Annotated in this window: 18 protein-coding genes; 6 read left to right on the top strand and 12 right to left on the bottom strand. The window is 59.6% G+C overall.

The annotated features are described in order from the left end of the window. Positions 1-23: 23 nt before the first annotated feature. The 9 genes from KVG95_RS23865 to exaC form a co-directional block, all read right to left on the bottom strand. Positions 24-770 carry a S24 family peptidase gene (locus KVG95_RS23865; RefSeq protein ID WP_217858226.1) on the bottom strand — a complete coding sequence of 249 codons (747 nt, stop codon included), beginning with the start codon at positions 768-770 and terminating at the stop codon, positions 24-26. A gap of 237 nt (positions 771-1,007) precedes the next feature. Continuing rightward, positions 1,008-1,535 (bottom strand): inorganic diphosphatase, encoded by a 528-nt coding sequence (gene ppa, locus KVG95_RS23860; protein WP_007894323.1) that lies wholly within the window; start codon positions 1,533-1,535, stop codon positions 1,008-1,010. A gap of 113 nt (positions 1,536-1,648) precedes the next feature. Then, on the bottom strand, positions 1,649-2,461 hold the full coding sequence (locus tag KVG95_RS23855; RefSeq protein ID WP_217858177.1) for a M90 family metallopeptidase: 813 nt from the start codon (positions 2,459-2,461) through the stop codon (positions 1,649-1,651). A 6-nt stretch (positions 2,462-2,467) separates the two neighbouring features. Continuing rightward, a complete protein-coding gene (locus tag KVG95_RS23850; RefSeq protein ID WP_217858176.1) occupies positions 2,468-3,124 on the bottom strand; it encodes a DedA family protein in 657 nt (218 codons plus the stop codon). Between the two features lie 364 nt (positions 3,125-3,488). Beyond that, complete coding sequence (locus KVG95_RS23845; RefSeq protein WP_052967090.1) at positions 3,489-3,950, bottom strand: GNAT family N-acetyltransferase; 462 nt, start codon at positions 3,948-3,950, stop codon at positions 3,489-3,491. Positions 3,951-4,062: 112 nt separating this feature from the next. After that, positions 4,063-4,887: an ethanolamine ammonia-lyase subunit EutC gene (eutC, locus tag KVG95_RS23840; RefSeq protein ID WP_217858175.1), complete on the bottom strand. Its 825-nt coding sequence runs from the start codon at positions 4,885-4,887 to the stop codon at positions 4,063-4,065. A gap of 8 nt (positions 4,888-4,895) precedes the next feature. Then, entirely contained in the window at positions 4,896-6,290 is a 1,395-nt protein-coding gene (locus KVG95_RS23835; RefSeq protein WP_217858174.1) for an ethanolamine ammonia-lyase subunit EutB, read from the bottom strand. Between the two features lie 51 nt (positions 6,291-6,341). After that, positions 6,342-7,790 carry an ethanolamine permease gene (gene eat, locus KVG95_RS23830; protein ID WP_038981364.1) on the bottom strand — a complete coding sequence of 483 codons (1,449 nt, stop codon included), beginning with the start codon at positions 7,788-7,790 and terminating at the stop codon, positions 6,342-6,344. 134 nt (positions 7,791-7,924) lie between these two features. Next, positions 7,925-9,445, bottom strand: coding sequence for an acetaldehyde dehydrogenase ExaC (exaC, locus tag KVG95_RS23825; RefSeq protein WP_052967093.1), 1,521 nt, complete (start codon positions 9,443-9,445; stop codon positions 7,925-7,927). A gap of 494 nt (positions 9,446-9,939) precedes the next feature. Here exaC and KVG95_RS23820 point away from each other — a divergent pair, with 494 nt between their 5' ends. The 4 genes from KVG95_RS23820 to KVG95_RS23805 all read left to right on the top strand — a co-directional run bounded on the left by KVG95_RS23820 (position 9,940) and on the right by KVG95_RS23805 (position 14,277). Further along, positions 9,940-11,853, top strand: a complete 1,914-nt coding sequence (locus tag KVG95_RS23820) for a sigma-54-dependent Fis family transcriptional regulator (protein WP_217858173.1) — start codon at positions 9,940-9,942, stop codon at positions 11,851-11,853. Between the two features lie 168 nt (positions 11,854-12,021). After that, positions 12,022-13,371, top strand: coding sequence for a UDP-N-acetylmuramate:L-alanyl-gamma-D-glutamyl-meso-diaminopimelate ligase (gene mpl / locus KVG95_RS23815; protein ID WP_007894342.1), 1,350 nt, complete (start codon positions 12,022-12,024; stop codon positions 13,369-13,371). Continuing rightward, positions 13,368-14,000: a flavin prenyltransferase UbiX gene (ubiX, locus tag KVG95_RS23810; protein ID WP_007894343.1), complete on the top strand. Its 633-nt coding sequence runs from the start codon at positions 13,368-13,370 to the stop codon at positions 13,998-14,000. Before mpl ends, ubiX begins: the two co-directional genes overlap by 4 nt. Then, complete coding sequence (locus KVG95_RS23805) at positions 13,993-14,277, top strand: YceK/YidQ family lipoprotein (protein WP_008009029.1); 285 nt, start codon at positions 13,993-13,995, stop codon at positions 14,275-14,277. Before ubiX ends, KVG95_RS23805 begins: the two co-directional genes overlap by 8 nt. Positions 14,278-14,404: 127 nt before the next feature. Here KVG95_RS23805 and KVG95_RS23800 read toward each other — a convergent pair whose 3' ends face one another. From KVG95_RS23800 to KVG95_RS23790, 3 genes are all read right to left on the bottom strand, one after another. Next, positions 14,405-15,046 carry an oxidoreductase gene (locus tag KVG95_RS23800; protein WP_123359082.1) on the bottom strand — a complete coding sequence of 214 codons (642 nt, stop codon included), beginning with the start codon at positions 15,044-15,046 and terminating at the stop codon, positions 14,405-14,407. Positions 15,047-15,073: 27 nt separating this feature from the next. After that, positions 15,074-16,789, bottom strand: coding sequence for a C13 family peptidase (locus KVG95_RS23795; RefSeq protein ID WP_217858172.1), 1,716 nt, complete (start codon positions 16,787-16,789; stop codon positions 15,074-15,076). 113 nt (positions 16,790-16,902) lie between these two features. Then, positions 16,903-17,358 carry a MaoC family dehydratase gene (locus KVG95_RS23790; protein WP_052967098.1) on the bottom strand — a complete coding sequence of 152 codons (456 nt, stop codon included), beginning with the start codon at positions 17,356-17,358 and terminating at the stop codon, positions 16,903-16,905. A 194-nt stretch (positions 17,359-17,552) separates the two neighbouring features. Between KVG95_RS23790 and KVG95_RS23785 the strand changes: the two genes are divergently transcribed. Then, positions 17,553-17,915: a CidA/LrgA family protein gene (locus tag KVG95_RS23785; RefSeq protein ID WP_038981371.1), complete on the top strand. Its 363-nt coding sequence runs from the start codon at positions 17,553-17,555 to the stop codon at positions 17,913-17,915. Next, complete coding sequence (locus KVG95_RS23780; protein WP_008009037.1) at positions 17,912-18,628, top strand: LrgB family protein; 717 nt, start codon at positions 17,912-17,914, stop codon at positions 18,626-18,628. The genes KVG95_RS23785 and KVG95_RS23780 overlap by 4 nt, the downstream gene beginning before the upstream one ends. The last annotated feature ends 8 nt before the right edge of the window (positions 18,629-18,636 follow it).

Genomic DNA, 18,636 nt, shown 5'->3' with positions numbered 1-18,636 from the left:
CAGTGGATCACAGGGTTGCGTGCTTACAGGAAGGGCACGGAAGGTCTGCGTTTATTGAGCGTCGACCACCAGAAAACCCATCCCAATACCCTGATGTTTTGCTTGTCGATCTGCTCGGCACTGAAGATCTCGTCTGGATACTCGGCTTTGTTATAGCTGCGCAACCGCAACGCATTCCCCGGCATCCGATGCAGGTATTTGATTCGCAACATCCCGTCGTGCTCGATCGCATAAATCTCCCCATCAATTACCTGATTCAGTCCGCGGTCGATCGCAAGCGTCGAACCGTCTTCTATCTTGTCGCCCATGCTGTTGCCGATCATTTGGGTACAAATAGCGTCGGCGTGGTTGATTTCCAGGGAGTCCAGATGGCTGCGGGGCAGGCGGATGGATTGGCTGGGGTCTTTGACGACGTGGGTTTTGTTGGAGCCCGGGGCGGTGGCTGTTTCTTTGTAGAAGGGCAGCTCAACGTCGATGGGCTCGATCACCGTGTAGATGCCGCGAATGGCTTGGGCGTCGAAGGTGTTGCCGGCCTCGTCGAGTACGCGCAGACGAGAGGACTCTTTCGGGCCTTCGCCGGTTTTCAGCCAGTCGCTGTTTACAGACAGTAGTCTGGCGACCTCTTCCATGCGGTAGGCGGGCACACCGCGGGTGTACCAGTTATGGATATTTTGCGCTTCCGTGTCGAAGAAAGCGGCAAATCCTGTGGTTGTGATTTTCGCTGCTTCAAGGAGCGCTTTAAACCGTGGGCCGCTAGTGTTCTTTTTCATAAACACGAGTTTACTGGCGCAGGATGGGGGTTTGAATAAACGACCTGTTCAAATTTCGAGGGAAATTTAAGACTGGATGTAAGACGCTTTTAGTGGAATTTAAACAGGCAAAAACCAGAGCCAATAAGCGTTCCACGTACCGTTAAAGGTGAGTGTCTGAGCGGAGCGCCCACAAAAAACCCCGGATCAACCGGGGTTCTTCTTCAAACGTCGCAGCTAGAAGCTTACTGCGGCTTCTCAGCCTTTATAGGCAGCAACCGACTTGGTGATCGCGTCGCGGGCGGCATCTGCGCCGGCCCAGCCTTCGATCTTCACCCATTTGCCTTTTTCGAGATCTTTGTAGTTCGCGAAGAAGTGCTCGATCTGCTGAATCAGCAGCGCAGGCAAATCGGTGTATTCCTTCACATCGACGTACAGCTGGGACAGCTTGTCGTGTGGAACCGCGATCACTTTGGCATCGCCGCCGCCGTCGTCGGTCATGTTCAGGATGCCGACTGGACGCGCGCGGATTACCGAACCTGGAGCAACAGGGTAAGGGGTCACGACCAGCACGTCGAGGGGATCACCGTCGTCGGCCAGGGTGTTCGGGATGTAACCGTAGTTGGCCGGGTAGAACATCGGGGTGGCCATGAAACGGTCAACGAACAGGCAGTCGCTGTCTTTGTCGATTTCGTATTTGATCGGCGCGTGGTTGGCCGGGATCTCGATCGCGACGTAGATGTCGTTCGGCAGGTCTTTGCCAGCCGGAATCTTGCTGTAGCTCATTGGGCGGTGCCCCCGTTAGTTGACCAAAAACACTTGGCCGGATTGACCAAAAAGTGGCGGCGATTATAGGCATATTCCGCCTTCGACGCTATGGACCAGAGGTCGTGTAGACCTTAGTCGTGTGCCTGATAGACCGGATCTTCGGCCTGAAGTTGCCGCAACCTGCTCAAAGGATCCTGACGATAAAACAGCTTCAGCTGCTCATAGACCTGTGGATAAGCCTTGTGCAGCAAATCCGGGGCGCTAAAGAAGTATTCGCTGGTGACCGCGAAGAACTCGGCGGGGTTTTCCGCTGCGTACGGGTCGATGGCGGTCTGCGCGTCAGGGTTGCGGTCCAGTTGCCGGTCGAGGTCGTCATAGGCTTCTTGCATGACCTTGGCCCAGTCGCTGACGCGCATATCGGCATGCAGCGGTGGCAGGCCATTGGCGTCGCCGTTGAGCATGTCGAGTTTGTGCGCGAGTTCGTGGATGACCAGGTTGTAGCCTTCCCAGCCACCGCTGGCCATTACGCCGGGCCAGGCGAGGATGATCGGGCCTTGCTGCCACGCTTCGCCGCTGTGTTCGCCGTCCCATTCGTGTTCAACGCCGCTGGCATCGCGATGGCGCTGGGGGCTGAGGAAATCGTCGGGGTAGAGGATGATTTCGTGAAAGCCCTGATACCAGTTCAGATCGCCCAGATGCAGCAGCGGCAATTGGGCCTGGGCGGCGAGTAGCAGGCGTTGTTCCTGGTGAAGCTCGACGCCGGGCAGGGCGGTCAGGTGCTTGTCTTGCAGGAACAGCACGCAGGCTTTGCGCAGCCACTGGTCTTCGGCTGCGCTGAGGCCATCGAGAAAGCTCAGGTGATGGCGCACCCGTTGCCACATGTCGTCGGCAATCGGATGCCTGGCCAGGGTGCGCTGGCGTCGCCAGGCGCTAAGGGACCACATCGTGAGTCAGCGGGGTTCGGCTTTGGACGCGGCATGACCGAGGCGGCTGCGGATCACGCCGATGATCATCGGTAGCAGCGACAGGATGATGATGCCCAGCACTAGCAGCGACAGGTTCTGCTTGATGAACGGTACGTTACCGAAGAAATAGCCGAGGGTGACCAGACCGCCCACCCAGAGAATGGTGCCGAGGATGCTGAAGGCAAAGAAACGCGGATAAGGCATTTTGCCAACGCCGGCGACGAACGGGGCAAAGGTGCGGATGATTGGCAGGAAGCGCGCCAGGGTCACGGTCTTGCCGCCGTGTTTGTCGTAGAAGTCATGGGTTTGTTGCAGGTAGTCGCGGCGGAAAATTTTCGAGTTCGGGTTGCTGAACAGCCGTTCGCCAACGGTTCGGCCAATCAGGTAGTTGGTGCTATCGCCGAGAATCGCCGCCAGCATCAGCAGACCGCCCAGCAGCACCGGGTCCATGCCGCCACCGGCCGCCACGGCGCCCGCAATGAAAAGCAGAGAATCGCCTGGCAGGAATGGCATCACCACCAGACCGGTTTCGCAGAAGATCACCAGAAACAGAATGGCGTAAATCCATGCCCCGTAGTTGGTCACCAGCAAGTCGAGGTAAACATCGAGATGCAGGATAAGGTCGATAGGGTTGAAATCCATGGAAAGCACCTGTGGTGATGGCCCGACTCTGCAGGCCTGTGCGGATGGCTTCGCGTAAGACTACAGCTAAGTGTGATTTTTCTTACGAGCCGGAAGAATGGGCATTATACGGGGTGACAAGTGAAAAACGCGTCGAGTTTGTAGCGGGGAATGTCGATGGCTCGATCAGAGGTATTTTGCCCTTGCGCATTACCTCGTGGCGAGGGGGCTCGCCCCCGTTGGGTTGCGAAGCGACCCCTAACCAGACGGCGCGTTTCTTCAGGCATACCGAATTCAGCAATTTGCGACTGCTGCGCAGCCGAACGGGGCGATGCGGCGTTCCGACAAGCCCCCTCACCACAAAAGCCCGCAGCTTCAAGCTGTGTTACAGCTCCTCACTGATCGGCAACACGTAGTTCTTGAACTCGGTGTCTTCCTTGAACCCGATGGATTCGTAGGTTTTCTGCGCGACGTCGTTATTGCTGCTGGTGGAAACACGCATGCGCACGGCATTGGTTTCCTTGGCCATTTTTTTCGCGGTGCGGATCAGGTTGTCGGCCACCAACTGGCGGCGGGCGTCTTCGGCGACGTAGATGTCGTTGAGGATCCACACGCGTTTAAGCGAAAGAGACGAAAAGCTGGGGTACAACTGACAAAAGCCCATCAGTTTTTTGTCGTCGTCATCGGCCAGGGCCAGGTAGATCACCGATTCCTTGCGCCGCAGGCGTTTCTCGAGGAACGCCCGGGACGAGTCCGGATACGGCAGGGAACCGTAAAACTCACGATATTTGACGAACAACGGGGTCAGCAGGTCGAGGTGTTCGAGGGTCGCTTGAATAATCCGCATGGTAGGTCTCGTCTTCAAGTGGCTGTCTTACGTGGTGACGGCGACGGGAAACCCTGGCGGCCGTGCATCGATCCTGCCTGAAACCTGAATAGAAACGCAATGCGGAAACGGTTCAGGTATCCGACGGGCTCAGTAGGAAATTACCTTTCATATCTGCACCAATGTCCGACTCCAGCGTCTGAACCTGGGCTTCGTCCTTCAGACTGACCCCTGATAACTGCCGCCGACAGGCTTCGCGCATCAAATACAGCAAACGGTGTGCCGCCATGCCGTAACTCAAGCCTTCGAGCCGAACATTCGAGATGCAGTTGCGATAGGCATCTGTCAGTCCGACTTTGGGATTATAGGTGAAATACAACCCCAGGCTGTCTGGCGAGCTCAAGCCGGGGCGTTCGCCGATCAATATGACCACCATCTTCGCGCCCAGCAGCTCGCCGATCTCGTCGGCCACCGCGACTCGGCCCTGTTCCACCAGAATCACCGGCGACAGGGACCAACCCTCAGCGGCTGTCTGTTCTTCCATGCGCGCCAGAAACGGTAAGGTGTGGCGATGAACGGCCAATGCCGAGAGGCCATCGGCCACCACAACGGCCAAATCGATCCCGCCAGGATGGCTCAGCGCGTAGTCGCGCAGGGTCTGCGCCGACTGATCACTCAGCTTGCGCCCCAAATCGGGGCGCTGCAGATAGCTGTTCCGGTCCGTGGCGGCGCTGTGCAGCAGCAAACTCTCACGTCCACGCTCGGCCAGTTGCGAACTGAGCCCCATGTGATCGAATGGCAGGTGCACCGCATCCCGGGCCTGTGCATGGGCGTACTGAAAATCCAGCTGCGCGCTGGTCGGCATGCTGGTGCCTGTACGACCGAGGGCAATACGTGCCGGGGTCAGGCGACGCAGTTCCAGCAATGGGTTTTGCGGATCGACAGGTGGTTTATCCATCTCAATACTCATCCCAGTTGCGCCATGGCCTGACGGAAGGCCGGCGGCAGGTTGTCGCCGAAGTGAATTTTGCCGTCTGCCTGGGTGAAGATGCCCATGTTCGCCAGCCACTGTTCAAACTCCGGCGCCGGTTTCAGGCCCAAGGTTTTCCGGGCGTAGAGGGCGTCGTGGAACGATGTGGTCTGGTAATTGAGCATGATGTCGTCGGAACCGGGAATGCCCATGATGAAGTTGATCCCGGCCACGCCCAGCAGGGTCAGCAGGGTGTCCATGTCGTCCTGATCGGCCTCGGCGTGATTGGTGTAACAGATGTCGCAACCCATGGGCACGCCCAGCAGCTTGCCGCAAAAGTGGTCTTCGAGACCGGCGCGGATGATCTGTTTGCCGTTGTAGAGGTATTCCGGGCCGATGAAGCCTACGACAGTGTTCACCAGAAACGGTTTGAAATGGCGTGCCACGGCGTAGGCGCGGGTTTCGCAGGTCTGTTGATCGACGCCGTGGTGGGCGTTGGCCGACAAGGCGCTGCCCTGGCCGGTCTCGAAATACATCAGATTCTGGCCCAACGTGCCGCGATTCAGGCTCAAGCCCGCGTCATAGCCTTCCTGCAAGACGTTGAGGTTGATGCCGAAACTGGCGTTGGCCGCTTCAGTGCCGGCGATCGACTGGAACACCAGGTCCAGCGGAACACCGCGATTCACCGCCTCGATGGAGGTGGTGACGTGGGTCAGCACGCAGGCCTGTGTAGGAATTTCGTAACGCTGGATGATCGCATCGAGCATTTCCAGCATGGCGCAGATCGAGGCGATGCTGTCGGTGGCCGGGTTGATGCCGATCATTGCGTCACCGTTGCCGTACAGCAGACCGTCGAGAATGCTCGCGGCGATACCGGCCGGTTCGTCGGTGGGGTGATTGGGTTGCAGGCGCGTCGAGAGCCGGCCGCGCAGGCCCATAGTGCCGCGAAATTTCGTGACCACGCGGATTTTCTGCGCCACCAGCACCAAGTCCTGCACGCGCATGATCTTCGACACGGCGGCGGCCATTTCCGGGGTCAGGCCCGGAGCGAGGGCGCGCAGGCTCTGTTCGTCGGCGGCGTCGCTGAGCAGCCAGTCGCGAAAACCGCCAACCGTGAGATGGCTGACCGCTTTAAAAGCCTGTTTGTCGTGCGTGTCGATAATTAGTCGGGTGACTTCATCGGTCTCGTAAGGAATCAGTACTTCCTGCAGGAAGTGAGTCAGCGGGATGTCAGCCAGGGCCATTTGTGCGGCCACTCGCTCGCCATCGTTGAGGGCGGCAACGCCGGCCAGAAAGTCCCCGGAGCGCGCCGGGCTGGCTTTGGCCATGACGTCCTTGAGGCTGTCGAAGCGGTAGGTCTGGGCGCCGACCGTGTGAGCAAAACTCGCCATACAGATTCTCCGTGACGGCGCAGACAGGGTCTGCGCCGTGATTTGCGGCCGTTAGTGCAAGGCTTCTTCAGCTTTCTGAATGGCCGCGAACTCTTCTTCGGGCGTGCCTGCTACCAAGTGATGCCGACTGTAGAAAGCAAAGTAAGCAATTAACACTCCATAGATGATCGCGGCGCCAATCACCACCCGCGGATCCACCAGAAAACCCGCCACCACGGCGATGCAAGCCAACACCAGTGCCACGCCTGAGGTGAAGATACCGCCGGGCGTGCGGTACGGCCGATCCATTTTGGGGCGACGGATACGCAAGGTGATGTGCGCGGCCATCATCAGCACATAGGAGATGGTCGCGCCGAATACCGCCACCAGAATCAGCAGGTCGCCCTGGCCGGTCAGTGACAGACCAAAGCCGATGATGCCGGGAATGATCAACGCCAGTACCGGCGCCTTGCTCTTGTTGGTTTCGGACAATTTGCGCGGCAGATAGCCGGCACGGGACAAGGCAAAGATCTGCCGCGAATAGGCATAGATGATCGAGAAGAAACTGGCGATCAGCCCGGCCAGGCCCACAAGGTTGACGAAACTGCCCATCCAGGTCGAGCCGCCATAGGCTTTGGTCAGCGCTTCGACCAACGGGTTACCGGAGGTCAGCAGCGCGTTTGAGCCGGCACCGCCAGGGCCGATGACCAGAATCAGCAAGGCAAAACTCACCAGCACCAGCATGGCGCCGATTAGCCCGCGCGGCAGATCGCGTTTCGGGTTTTTGGTTTCTTCTGCCGCCAGTGGCACACCTTCGACGGCCAGGAAGAACCAGATTGCGTAAGGAATGGCTGCCCAGACACCGACATAGCCGAAGGGCAGGAAACTGCTGGCGCCCTTGGCCTCGGTCACCGGGATGTCCAGCAAATTGGCGACGTTGAAGTGCGGCACCATCGCGATCAGAAATACTGCCAATGCCAAGGCTGCGACGGCGGTGATGACGAACATCAGCTTCAGGGCTTCGCCGACACCGAAAATGTGAATGGCGATAAAGATGATGTAGAACGCCAGGTAAATCATCCAGCCGCCAATGCCGAACAGCGACTCGCAATACGCCCCGATAAACACCGCGATCGCCGCTGGGGCGATCGCGTACTCGATCAGGATCGCGGTTCCGGTAAGGAACCCGCCCCACGGCCCGAATGCACTACGGGCAAATCCGTAGCCACCGCCGGCGGTCGGGATCATGGAAGACAATTCGGCCAGGGAGAAGCACATGCACAAGTACATGGTGGCCATCAGCAACGTGGCGAGAAACATGCCGCCCCATCCGCCTTGGGCCAAACCGAAGTTCCACCCGGCGTAATCACCTGAGATGACATAGGCCACACCCAAGCCCACCAGCAGGACCCAGCCCGCTGCACCTTTTTTCAGTTCACGTTGTTGGAAATAATCGGAGCCGACTTTTTCGAAGTCGACCGAGGAGATTGCCGGCTGCGCGCTGGCTTGATCGCTAGGCATAGGGGTTCACCTGTTCTTATTGTTTTTTAGTCGGCGTTTTTGCCGGGGTGGCGCTAGACATTTTTGCTGAATGTTCAACCGCTTCGCGAGCAAGCCCGTTCCCTCAGGGGAAGTGGCTTGCTCGCGACAGGCGTTTAGAAGAAGCCCAACGGATTGATGTCGTAGCTCACCAGCAGGTTTTTGGTCTGCTGATAGTGGTCGAGCATCATTTTGTGGGTTTCACGGCCGACGCCGGACTTTTTGTAACCACCGAACGCGGCGTGCGCCGGGTACAGGTGGTAGCAGTTGGTCCATACGCGACCGGCCTTGATGGCGCGGCCCATGCGATAGGCGCGGTTGATGTCGCGGGTCCAGAGGCCGGCGCCCAGGCCGAACTCGGTGTCGTTGGCGATGGCCAGGGCTTCGGCTTCGTCCTTGAAGGTGGTAATGCTCACCACCGGGCCAAAGATTTCTTCCTGGAACACGCGCATTTTGTTGGTGCCCTTGAGCAGGGTCGGCTGGATGTAATACCCGGTCGCCAGGCTGCCCTCGAGTTTCTCTACCTTGCCGCCGGTCAACAGCTCGGCGCCTTCGCCCTTGGCGATTTCCAGGTACGAAAGGATTTTGTCGAATTGCTGCTCGGACGCCTGGGCGCCGACCATGGTGTCGGTGTCCAGCGGGTCGCCACGCTTGATTTGCAGGACTTTGTTCATGACCACTTTCATGAACTCGTCGTAGATCGACTCTTGCACCAAGGCGCGGGACGGGCAGGTGCAGACTTCGCCCTGGTTGAAGAACGCCAGCACCAGGCCTTCGGCGGCTTTCTCGATGAAGGTCGGTTCGGCTTGCATGATGTCTTCGAAGAAGATGTTCGGCGACTTGCCACCCAGCTCCACGGTGGACGGAATGATGTTTTCAGCGGCGCATTTCATGATGTGCGAGCCGACCGGGGTCGAGCCGGTGAAGGCGATCTTGGCGATGCGCTTGCTGGTGGCCAGGGCTTCCCCGGCTTCTTTGCCGAAGCCTTGCACCACGTTGAGCACGCCGGGTGGCAGCAGGTCGCCAATCAGTTCCATCAGCACGGTGATGCCCAGCGGGGTTTGCTCGGCAGGTTTGAGGACCACGCAGTTACCGGCGGCCAGGGCCGGGGCAAGTTTCCAGGCGGCCATCAGAATCGGGAAGTTCCACGGAATGATCTGCCCGACCACGCCCAGCGGTTCATGGATGTGATAGGCCACGGTGTTGCCGTCGATCTCAGCGGCGCTGCCTTCCTGGGCGCGGATGCAACCGGCGAAGTAGCGGAAATGGTCGGCGGCCAGCGGGATGTCGGCGTTGAGGGTTTCGCGAACGGCCTTGCCGTTGTCCCAGGATTCGGTGATCGCCAGCACTTCCAGGTTCTGTTCGATGCGATCGGCGATTTTCAGCAGGACCAGCGAGCGTGCCTGGGCGGACGTGGCGCCCCAGGCATCGGCGGCGGCATGGGCAGCGTCCAGGGCCTTTTCGATGTCTTCGGCTGTGGAACGCGGGAATTCGGCAATAGGTTGGCCGTTGACCGGCGATGTATTGGTGAAGTACTGACCTTTGACAGGCGCGACGAACTCGCCGCCGATGTAGTTACCGTATTTGCTCTTGAACGAAACGATAGCGCCTTCAGTACCGGGGTGAGCGTAACGCATGATGGGTTTCTCCTTGGCTTTTGTGCTTATAAGGGAGGACGCGCTAAAGCGCTGCATTAAGCGTAGAGCAAAGGTCGGGCCAGCGCCTTGCAGGTCAGGTAAATCAAGGCCTTGCGTGTTTTTTGTCGGACGGATGGGCAGCGTTTGTGACGCTTGCGGTACAGCCCCTGTGACACTTTGTACCGTTTATGGCGCAGGCTGTGACTGGCGGGTCTTGCCAGCATTGCAATGCGTCGATGGCTGGAGGATGCTGGGCCTCAAATTGCCACACAGGTAATCCTCTGTGGCGAGGGGCGATGTGTGGTGCGGGGCTTGTGTGACGAGGGGGCTTGCCCCCGTTGGGCAGCGATGCACCCTAAACCATTCACCTCGATTACCTGGATACACCGCATACACAGGATTTACGACTGCTGCGCAGCCGAACGGGGGCAAGCCCCCTCGCCACAGGAAGTGGCTATAGGTAAGCACTCACCTATCGGGGAGAATAATAAGAAATGCACGACAACCATTTGAGTCGCCATGCCCAGCAAGTGTTGACCGTGACCCAGGGTAAATCCCACCTTCACGGTCCCGGCAGCGATCCGTCCATTGCCCGTTCCTGGCTGCGTTGTCTTGAGGACTATCACCTCGACCCGGCCCTGACCGTGGCGCCGACGGTGCTGGAACATGGCCGCGTGCTGGAAAGCCGCGAACGCTTGCAGCAAGTGCTGCAGATCGCCGGCAACGAAATGACCAGCCTTCACCAGCAACTTTCCGGCGCCGGCCACGCGGTGCTGCTGACCGACGCCCGCGGGGTGATCCTCAACTGCGTCACCGCGCCCGCCGAACGGAAGATTTTCGAGCGCGCCGGCCTTTGGCTGGGCGCCGACTGGAGCGAAGCCTGCGAAGGCACCAATGGCATCGGCACCTGCCTGGTGGAGCGCCAGTCCCTGACCATCCATCAAGACGAACATTTTCGTGGCCGTCACACCGGCCTGACTTGCTCGGCGAGCCCGGTGTTTGATCCTCACGGCGAGCTGCTGGCGGTGCTCGACGTGTCTTCGGCGCGTCATGAGGTTTCGCGTCAGAGCCAGTTCCACACCATGGCCCTGGTCAATCTGTCGGCGAAGATGATCGAGAGCTGCTATTTCCTGCGTTACTTCGACAATCAATGGTTGCTGCGTTTTCACTTGCAGGCCGAATCCGTCGGGCTGTTCAGTGAAGGGTTGCTGGCGTTCGACGGGGAAGGGCGGATCAGTGCGGTGAACCAGAGTGCGCTGAATTTGCTGGGGCATATTCGTGGCGGGCTGTTGGGTAAACCGGTGGAGGCGTTTTTCGACTGCTCGCTGGATGAATTGCTCGGCCGCGCGAGCCCTAGTGCCAGCGCCAGTTGGCCATTGCGCACCCGTGACGGGCGGCGGCTGTTTGCCGTGTTGCGCGGGCAGCCGCGCAGTATTCCGGTGCCGGTGGTGCAAAGCCCGATGGTTGCCGAGCGTCCGCGCTTGTCAGGCATTTGCCTGGGCGATGCTGCGTTGCAGGAGGATTTCCGCAAGGCCTTGCGCGTGTTTGAACGGGACGTGCCGTTGCTGATCAACGGCGAAACCGGCTCAGGTAAGGAGGCCTTCGCCAAAGCTGTGCATCAGGCCAGTCAACGGGCAGCAAAATCTTTCGTTGCACTCAATTGCGCGGCGATTCCCGAAAGCCTGATCGAAAGCGAGCTGTTCGGCTATCGCGGCGGTAGCTTCACCGGTGCCCGCAAGGAAGGCATGCGTGGCAAGTTACAGCAGGCGGATGGCGGGACGTTGTTCCTTGATGAAATCGGTGACATGCCGCTGAGCATGCAGACCCGTCTATTAAGGGTGCTGGAAGACCGTCAGGTGGTGCCGATTGGCGGTGAGCCGGAATCGGTCAATGTGCGGATCATCAGCGCCACTCACCGCAATCTGCTTGAACGGGTGCAGGACGGCAGTTTCCGCGAGGATTTGTATTACCGGCTCAATGGGCTGGAGGTCGCATTGCCGGCGCTGCGCGAGCGCGCTGACAAATCACAGTTGCTCGACTTTTTGCTGGCCGAAGAGGCGGGCGCAGAGACGGTATTGATCGACGGGCCGGCGCGGCAGGCCTTGCTGGATTTTGCCTGGCCGGGGAATGTGCGGCAGTTGCGCAATGTGCTGCGAACCCTGGCGGCGCTATGTGACGAGGGCCGGATCGGGCTGGAGGATTTGCCGGCGATGATTCGCCAGGCCCGGCCGGTGCCGGCGTCGGCGGTTGAAGAGCCGTCCGAGTATCCGCTGGACGATGCCGAGCGGCTGGCGTTGCTGACGGTGCTGGAGCAGCAGCGCTGGCACATGACGCACACGGCCGAACAGCTGGGCGTCAGCCGCAATACCCTCTACAGAAAGCTGCGCAAACACGGTATCGCCCGGTAAACCGAGTCGCGGCCATTCGCGGGCAAGCCCGCTCCCACATTGGATTTGTGAACGACACAGATCTAATGTGGGAGCGGGCTTGCTCGCGAAGGCGTCCTCAAGTCAGAAACAAAGGTGCGATTTTCCCCTCCCTACGCTAACCTGCGGCCATGTTTTACGAGGTCGACTATGCACATTCATATTCTTGGTATTTGCGGCACTTTCATGGGTTCGATGGCGGTTTTGGCCAAAGAGCTGGGCCATCACGTGACGGGCTCCGATGCCAACGTCTATCCGCCAATGAGCACTCAGCTGCAAGCCCAGGGCATTGAGTTGACCCAAGGTTACGACCCGGCGCAGCTCGATCCGGCCCCGGACCTGGTGGTGATCGGCAATGCGATGTCGCGCGGCAACCCGGCCGTCGAATATGTGCTGAACAAAGGCCTGCCGTACGTCTCCGGCCCGCAATGGCTGGCGGATCACGTGTTGCAAGGCCGCTGGGTGCTGGCGGTTGCCGGGACTCACGGCAAAACCACCACCAGCAGCATGCTCGCCTGGGTCCTGGAGCACGCCGGCATGAGCCCGGGTTTCCTGATCGGCGGCGTGCCGCAGAATTTCTCGGTGTCGGCGCGGTTGGGCGGCACGCCGTTCTTCGTGATCGAAGCCGACGAATACGACAGCGCGTTCTTCGACAAGCGCTCCAAGTTCGTTCACTACCGTCCACGCACGGCGATCCTGAACAATCTTGAGTTCGATCACGCCGACATCTTCCCCGATTTGCCGGCGATCGAGCGTCAATTCCACCATTTGGTGCGGACCATCCCGAGCGAAGGCCTGGTGATCCATCCGACCACCGAGCCGGCATTGCTGCGCGTCATCGAAATGGGCTGCTGGACCCCGGTGCAAACCACCGGTGCCGGCGGTCAGTGGCAAGTCAAACTGCTCAGTGAAGACGGCTCGAAATTCGAAGTGATGTTCGAAGGCGCCGTTCAAGGCGTGGTCGAGTGGGACATGACCGGTCAGCACAACGTCGCCAACGCCTTGGCCACCTTGGCCGCTGCGCGTCACGTCGGCGTAGTACCGTCGATGGGCATTGCGGCACTGAGCGCGTTCAAAAGCGTGAAGCGGCGGATGGAAAAAGTCGCGGAAGTGCGCGGTATCACCATTTACGATGATTTCGCTCACCATCCGACCGCTATCGCCACCACCCTCGACGGTCTGCGCAAACGCATTGGCGACGCGCCGTTGATCGCGATCATCGAGCCGCGCTCCAACTCCATGAAGCTCGGCGCTCACCGCGATGGCTTGCCGGAAAGTGTGGTCGATGCCGATCAGGTGATCTGGTATTCGCCAGCCAACCTCGGTTGGGATCTGGGTGCCACAGCAGCGTTGTGCACCGTGCCGTCGATTGTCAGCGACTCGCTGGAAGGCATCATCGAGCGCGTGAAGAGCCAGGCCCAGCCAGGCACTCACGTGGTGATCATGAGCAACGGCGGCTTCGGCGGCCTGCATGGCAAACTGGCTGAGGCGCTGCAATGAACAACGGCCCGGAACGCATCACGCTGGCGATGACAGGCGCTTCGGGCGCCCAGTACGGCTTGCGCCTGCTCGACTGCCTGGTGCGTGAAGACCGCGAGGTGCACTTCCTGATTTCCAAGGCTGCGCAACTGGTGATGGCTACCGAGACTGATGTCTCTCTGCCGTCGAAACCGCAGATGATGCAAGCCTTCCTCACTGAATACACCGGCGCCGCCGCCGGGCAGATTCGGGTGTATGGCAAGGAAGACTGGATGTCGCCGGTGGCTTCGGGCTCTGGCTCGCCAGCGGCGATGGTGGTGGTGCCGTGTTCCACCGGGACCTTGTCGGCTATCGCGACCGGGGCCTGCAACAACTTGATCGAACGGGCTGCCGATGTGACGTTAAAGGAGCGCCGCCAGCTGATTCTGGTGCCGCGCGAGGCGCCGTATTCGAGCATTCATCTGGAGAACATGCTCAAGCTGTCGAACATGGGCGTGACCATTCTGCCGGCGTCACCGGGCTTCTATCACCAGCCGCAGACCATCGATGACTTGATCGACTTCGTCGTGGCGCGAATTCTCAACTGTTTAAACATCCCGCAAGACATGCTGCCGCGTTGGGGCGAACACCATTTGAGCAGCGATGAATAAGCTGCTGATTATCCTGCTGGCTTTGCAATTGGCGGGCTGCGCCACGGCGCGCACGCTCGATGCCGCCAAGCCTGGAGCGCCGGTGGTGTATTCGGGGACGCGTCTGGATTTGTATGCGATGAATGGCGGGTGCTGCGCCATGGACCGATTCGGCGCAGAAGCGCCGAGCTATCCGGGTGTTGACCTGCCGGCCAGTGCGTTGCTCGACACGTTGCTGTTGCCGCTGTCGTTGTTGACGGTGATTGGCGTAAGTTTTCAAGCGACCGGTGGGTTGTAGCGTTCGGCTGTGAATCGGTGTTGCGCCCTTCGCGAGCAAGCCCGCTCCCACATTTGATCTGTGTCGTTCACAAATCCAATGTGGGAGCGGGCTTGCTCGCGAAGGCGTCCGTTTGGGCGCCGCAGAATCATTTGCCCAACTTGCGCAACTCATCCGACTCGACAATCCGCACGCCATCCTGCTCTTCCAGCGCCAGGCGCCACATGGCGCGGGCCAGTTGGCAGGCTTCGATGCCGTGGTACTTGCCCGGAATCAATCGCGACAACGGGCCGGCGACTTTCTCGGCCAGTCGCGGCTCGACGCGATCGCCCAATAACAGAGAAGGCCGGCAAATGGTCAGCTGCGGCCAATTCTGCGCGCGCAATGCGTGTTCCATCTCGCCTTTAACCCGGTTGTAGAAAATCGAGGATCGCCGATCGGCACCCAGAGCGCTGATCACGATCAAGTGCCGTGCGCCCATTTCCCGCGCACGTTTGGCGAAGGCCACCACCATGTCCAGGTCTACCGCGCGAAACGCTTGCTCGGAGCCTGCCTGTTTGATCGTGGTGCCGAGGCAGCAGTAGGCAATGTCGACGCGACCGTTCAATTGCGGCAAAAACACCGCCGGGTCGCCGACCGGGTTTTCCAAGTGAGGATGCTCTGCCAGTGGCCGGCGTGAGGGGGCCAATACTCGTGTAATCGTTGGCTCGTTGAGTAGACGGTCAAGCAAATGTTCACCGGTTAACCCGGTAGCTCCGGCAAGCAATACATGCTGAGGCGTCAAGTACATAGTAATTCCCCCTTGATACTATTCAGCTTAGTTGCTCTTTTCATCCTTGCTGATAGAGACACTTTGCAGTGCCTTTCGTGCCTGTTGTTTGCGCAACAGTTGCCAGTGGCTGAGAACGGTTTTCGGTGCCCAGATCTGTGGCTCGGAAGCTTCGAAGCTGTCGGCCAGTTCACGCTCGGCCACGGTGGCGCTGGCCAGTTTGAAGGCTTGCTCCAGATCGTCGGTCTGGTTCAGCGCCTGGGCGAACAGCGCGTCGCCGAAATACGTGAAGTTGGCTTCTTCCGAACACCCAAAGGACACTCGATCGGCGCGCGAGGCGGTCATGATCAGGGTGCGTTCATCCTTGAGGGCGGGGATGAAACCGCCGGAATAGCAGGACGAAATCACGATGATTTTGTCACGCTTCTTCAGGGGCGCGAGGACGGCGGCGAGTTCGTCGGCCGGCAAATCGGCCAGTTCCATGCGCGGCTGGTCGAGCACCAGTTCGTGTTCACTGGAGCCATGGCTGGTCAGGTAAATGAACAGCAAGTCTTCCGGACCGCTGCGTTCGGCCAGGGTCTGGGCGGCGCGGCGCAGGTTTTCCCGGGTGGCCATCGGCCGGTCGCCGAGGTGATCGCGATGGTTGACCAGGCGGATCTGGCCGAAGGCGCCGAAACGGCTGGCGAGCATGTTGGCGACGTAGTCGGACTCGCGCAGGAACACGCTCTGCTTGCCATCGCCGCCCAGGGTCAAGGTGTACAGTTCGACCGCCGGGGTCGAGGCCGGCACGTTGGCCAGTGCATCGTCGAGCAAGCGCCCTTGGGCCAGCAAGCCGAGTTCAAGAGGGTCGGGCAGCAGCTTGCCGTCGGCGTCGCGCACGCGCTGACTATTGACCCAGGTGCCGCTCTGCACCGTGCCATCGGTCAGCACCAAAGTACCTTTGCCCTGATAGTTGTCGCCATCGAACTGGCCGATATAGAAGCTGCCATCGGCCAGGTTCAAGCGGCCCTGACCGGTGAAACGCCAGTCGCTGAACTGACCGATATAGTGACTGCCGTCGGCGCCGATCAACTCGCCCTTGCCGCTGAGCACGCCTTCCTTGAAGTGACCCAGCCAGACATCGCCATCGGCGTTTTCGTAGCGGCCCTTGCCATGCAGTTGATTGTTCTTGAAACCGCCGACATAGATATCGCCATCGGCGCTGTTGAAGGTGCCATTGCCTTCCAGCTGGCCATTGGCGAAATGCCCGGTGAACTGATTGCCGCTGGCATCGCTGCGCTGGCCTTCGCCGTTGGGTTTGCCGTGGGCAAATTGACCCTGGTATTGACTGCCGTCTGCGAGCTCCAGACGACCGAGCCCTGAATATTGATCGGCCTTGAATTCGCCGCGGTAGGTCATGGCGTTTTCTTTGAGGGTGCCTTCACCATCGCGTCTACCCGCCTTGAAACCGCCGGTATAGCTGCTGCCAGTGGTGGTCAGGGTGCCTTGGCCGTCGAATAGCCCTTGCTGGAATTGTCCGCGATAGACCTCGCCGTTGCTGCCATGCCATTCGCCCTGGCCATGCCATTGGCCTTTGTCGAACTGGCCGGCGTACCAGCTGCCGTTCGGGTAATCGATGCGGCCTTCACCTTGCAGCAAGCCATTGACCAGATCACCGCGATAGCGTCCGCCGTCCGGCAGGCGGGCGTCGGGGGGCAACAGCGATTCGCCATCGCCGCAAGCGGTGAGCAACAGGGTCAGAGCAAGGAGTGCAAGTGGGCGCATAGCGGGATCCGGGCAATTAGACGACCGAGTATGCCGCAGCTATGTGTCGCATTTATAGGGACACGGCAGAGACACGGCGCGAAACAGCGTGGCTGCTTCGCATCCGGGATGCTTTACACGAAGCAGAGGGACAGTGGCTCGGCGATATACGCCGGTTTGTCCGACCCTTCGATTTCAAGCGTGGCGGTGGCTTTGAGCAACCATTGGCCGGGTTTCTTCTCGATGACCTCGTTCATGTCGACCTTGAGTCGCACCCTGGAATTGACCTTCACAGGCTGGATGAAACGCACGCTGTCCAGACCGTAGTTGACCACCATCTTCGCGCCTTCGGGCAGGATGAGGATGTCTTCCATCAGTTTGGGGATCAGTGACAACGACAGGAAACCATGGGCAATGGTGCTGCCAAAAGGTGTTTGCGCAGCTTTGACTGGATCGACATGGATGAACTGATAATCGCCTGTGGCTTCTGCGAACAGGTTGATACGTTCCTGGTCGATGGTGAGCCACTGGGAACGTCCGAGTTCCTTGCCGACATAATCTTTGAGCTCCGCAACTGGAACATAGGGCATTGAGACTCTCCTTGGGTTCATCGGTTTTTAGTTTTTCGAGCGGGGGGATGACCTCCCTTGCGAACCACTTTAGATCAACATGACAAATTGTTCCGGTCAACTATCCATGCTTTTGGCGAATGCCGATTCATAGCGTTGGCGTGCTTATAATGTCGGGCCCCTTCTTTGTGGGGAGAGCGCGTGGGAGATGATGGATGTTGTTACGTGGCCTGACCTGGCTGGTGCTTTTTCAATTGCTCGGCACCGCCCTCAATCATCTGTTTTTGCCGGTACTGCCGGGGCCGATCATTGGCCTGCTGTTGCTGCTGGGGTATCTGATTATTCGCGGGCAAGTCGGCGAGCCCCTGAACCTCGCCGCCAGCAGCTTGCTGCGTTACCTGCCGTTGCTGCTGGTGCCGCCGGCGGTGGGGGTGATGGTTTACGCCGCCGACATTGCCGCGGATTTCTGGGCGATCACCGGTGCGCTGGTGCTGTCGCTGCTGTTGTCGATGGCCTTCGCCGGCGTGTTGATGCAGCGCATGGTCAAGCCTCACGCTCATCGCGAGGACGGCCAATGATTTTCGATTGGCACGGCGCCTGGGCGTCGGTGATTCATCATCCATTGTTCGGTATTGGTATTACGCTGGGGGCGTATCAGTTGGTGCTGGCAGCGTTCGAGAAAACCCGCTGGGTTTTTCTGCAGCCGGTACTGGTTTCCATGTTGCTGGTCATCGCTGTGCTGGTCGGTTGCGGCCTGAGTTACGCCGAGTACCGCAAGAGCACCGAGATCCTCAGTATCTTGCTCGGGCCGGCCACTGTTGCGCTGGCGGTACCGCTGTACCTCAACCTGCGGCGGATCCGGCAGTTGTTCTGGCCGATATTTACTACGCTGGTGATAGGTGGTGTGGTCGCCACGGGCATGGGTGTGCTGCTGGGCTGGTGGTTCGGCGCCGAACACATGATCCTGATGACCATGGCACCCAAATCGGTGACTTCGCCGATTGCCATGCTGGTGGCGGAGCAGATCGGTGGTGTCGCGGCATTGGCGGCGGTGTTCGTATTGATTACCGGGGTGATCGGGGCAATCTTCGGGCCGAGTCTTTTGACCCGTCTCGGTGTCCACAGCCCAGAGGCCCGCGGCATGGCTCTGGGCATGACCGCTCATGCGGTCGGCACTTCGGTGGCCTTGCAGGAAAGTGAAGAGTGCGGTGCCTTCGCGGCACTGGCGATGAGTCTGATGGGCGTGGCCACGGCGGTGTTCCTGCCGTTGGCGGTGTCGATGGTGGTGTAAGGAAATGT

It is taken from the genome of Pseudomonas farris (genome assembly GCF_019145235.1).
Taxonomy (GTDB): domain Bacteria; phylum Pseudomonadota; class Gammaproteobacteria; order Pseudomonadales; family Pseudomonadaceae; genus Aquipseudomonas; species Aquipseudomonas farris.
The sequence above is the reverse complement of the archived record's forward strand: the minus strand, read 5'-3'. Positions and strand labels throughout refer to the sequence as shown.

Excerpts from the sequence above, each read along its gene's own strand:
- KVG95_RS23790 (WP_052967098.1), bottom strand. The coding sequence starts at position 17,358 with ATGCCCTATGTTCCAGTTGCGGAGCTCAAAGATTATGTCGGCAAGGAA.
- eutC (WP_217858175.1), bottom strand. The coding sequence starts at position 4,887 with ATGGATAAACCACCTGTCGATCCGCAAAACCCATTGCTGGAACTGCGT.
- ppa (WP_007894323.1), bottom strand. The coding sequence starts at position 1,535 with ATGAGCTACAGCAAGATTCCGGCTGGCAAAGACCTGCCGAACGACATC.
- ubiX (WP_007894343.1), top strand. The coding sequence starts at position 13,368 with ATGAACAACGGCCCGGAACGCATCACGCTGGCGATGACAGGCGCTTCG.
- KVG95_RS23785 (WP_038981371.1), top strand. The coding sequence starts at position 17,553 with ATGTTGTTACGTGGCCTGACCTGGCTGGTGCTTTTTCAATTGCTCGGC.
- KVG95_RS23820 (WP_217858173.1), top strand. The coding sequence starts at position 9,940 with ATGCACGACAACCATTTGAGTCGCCATGCCCAGCAAGTGTTGACCGTG.
- KVG95_RS23865 (WP_217858226.1), bottom strand. The coding sequence starts at position 770 with ATGAAAAAGAACACTAGCGGCCCACGGTTTAAAGCGCTCCTTGAAGCA.
- mpl (WP_007894342.1), top strand. The coding sequence starts at position 12,022 with ATGCACATTCATATTCTTGGTATTTGCGGCACTTTCATGGGTTCGATG.
- KVG95_RS23795 (WP_217858172.1), bottom strand. The coding sequence starts at position 16,789 with ATGCGCCCACTTGCACTCCTTGCTCTGACCCTGTTGCTCACCGCTTGC.
- KVG95_RS23805 (WP_008009029.1), top strand. The coding sequence starts at position 13,993 with ATGAATAAGCTGCTGATTATCCTGCTGGCTTTGCAATTGGCGGGCTGC.
- KVG95_RS23800 (WP_123359082.1), bottom strand. The coding sequence starts at position 15,046 with ATGTACTTGACGCCTCAGCATGTATTGCTTGCCGGAGCTACCGGGTTA.
- KVG95_RS23835 (WP_217858174.1), bottom strand. The coding sequence starts at position 6,290 with ATGGCGAGTTTTGCTCACACGGTCGGCGCCCAGACCTACCGCTTCGAC.
- KVG95_RS23780 (WP_008009037.1), top strand. The coding sequence starts at position 17,912 with ATGATTTTCGATTGGCACGGCGCCTGGGCGTCGGTGATTCATCATCCA.
- KVG95_RS23850 (WP_217858176.1), bottom strand. The coding sequence starts at position 3,124 with ATGGATTTCAACCCTATCGACCTTATCCTGCATCTCGATGTTTACCTC.
- KVG95_RS23855 (WP_217858177.1), bottom strand. The coding sequence starts at position 2,461 with ATGTGGTCCCTTAGCGCCTGGCGACGCCAGCGCACCCTGGCCAGGCAT.
- KVG95_RS23845 (WP_052967090.1), bottom strand. The coding sequence starts at position 3,950 with ATGCGGATTATTCAAGCGACCCTCGAACACCTCGACCTGCTGACCCCG.
- eat (WP_038981364.1), bottom strand. The coding sequence starts at position 7,790 with ATGCCTAGCGATCAAGCCAGCGCGCAGCCGGCAATCTCCTCGGTCGAC.
- exaC (WP_052967093.1), bottom strand. The coding sequence starts at position 9,445 with ATGCGTTACGCTCACCCCGGTACTGAAGGCGCTATCGTTTCGTTCAAG.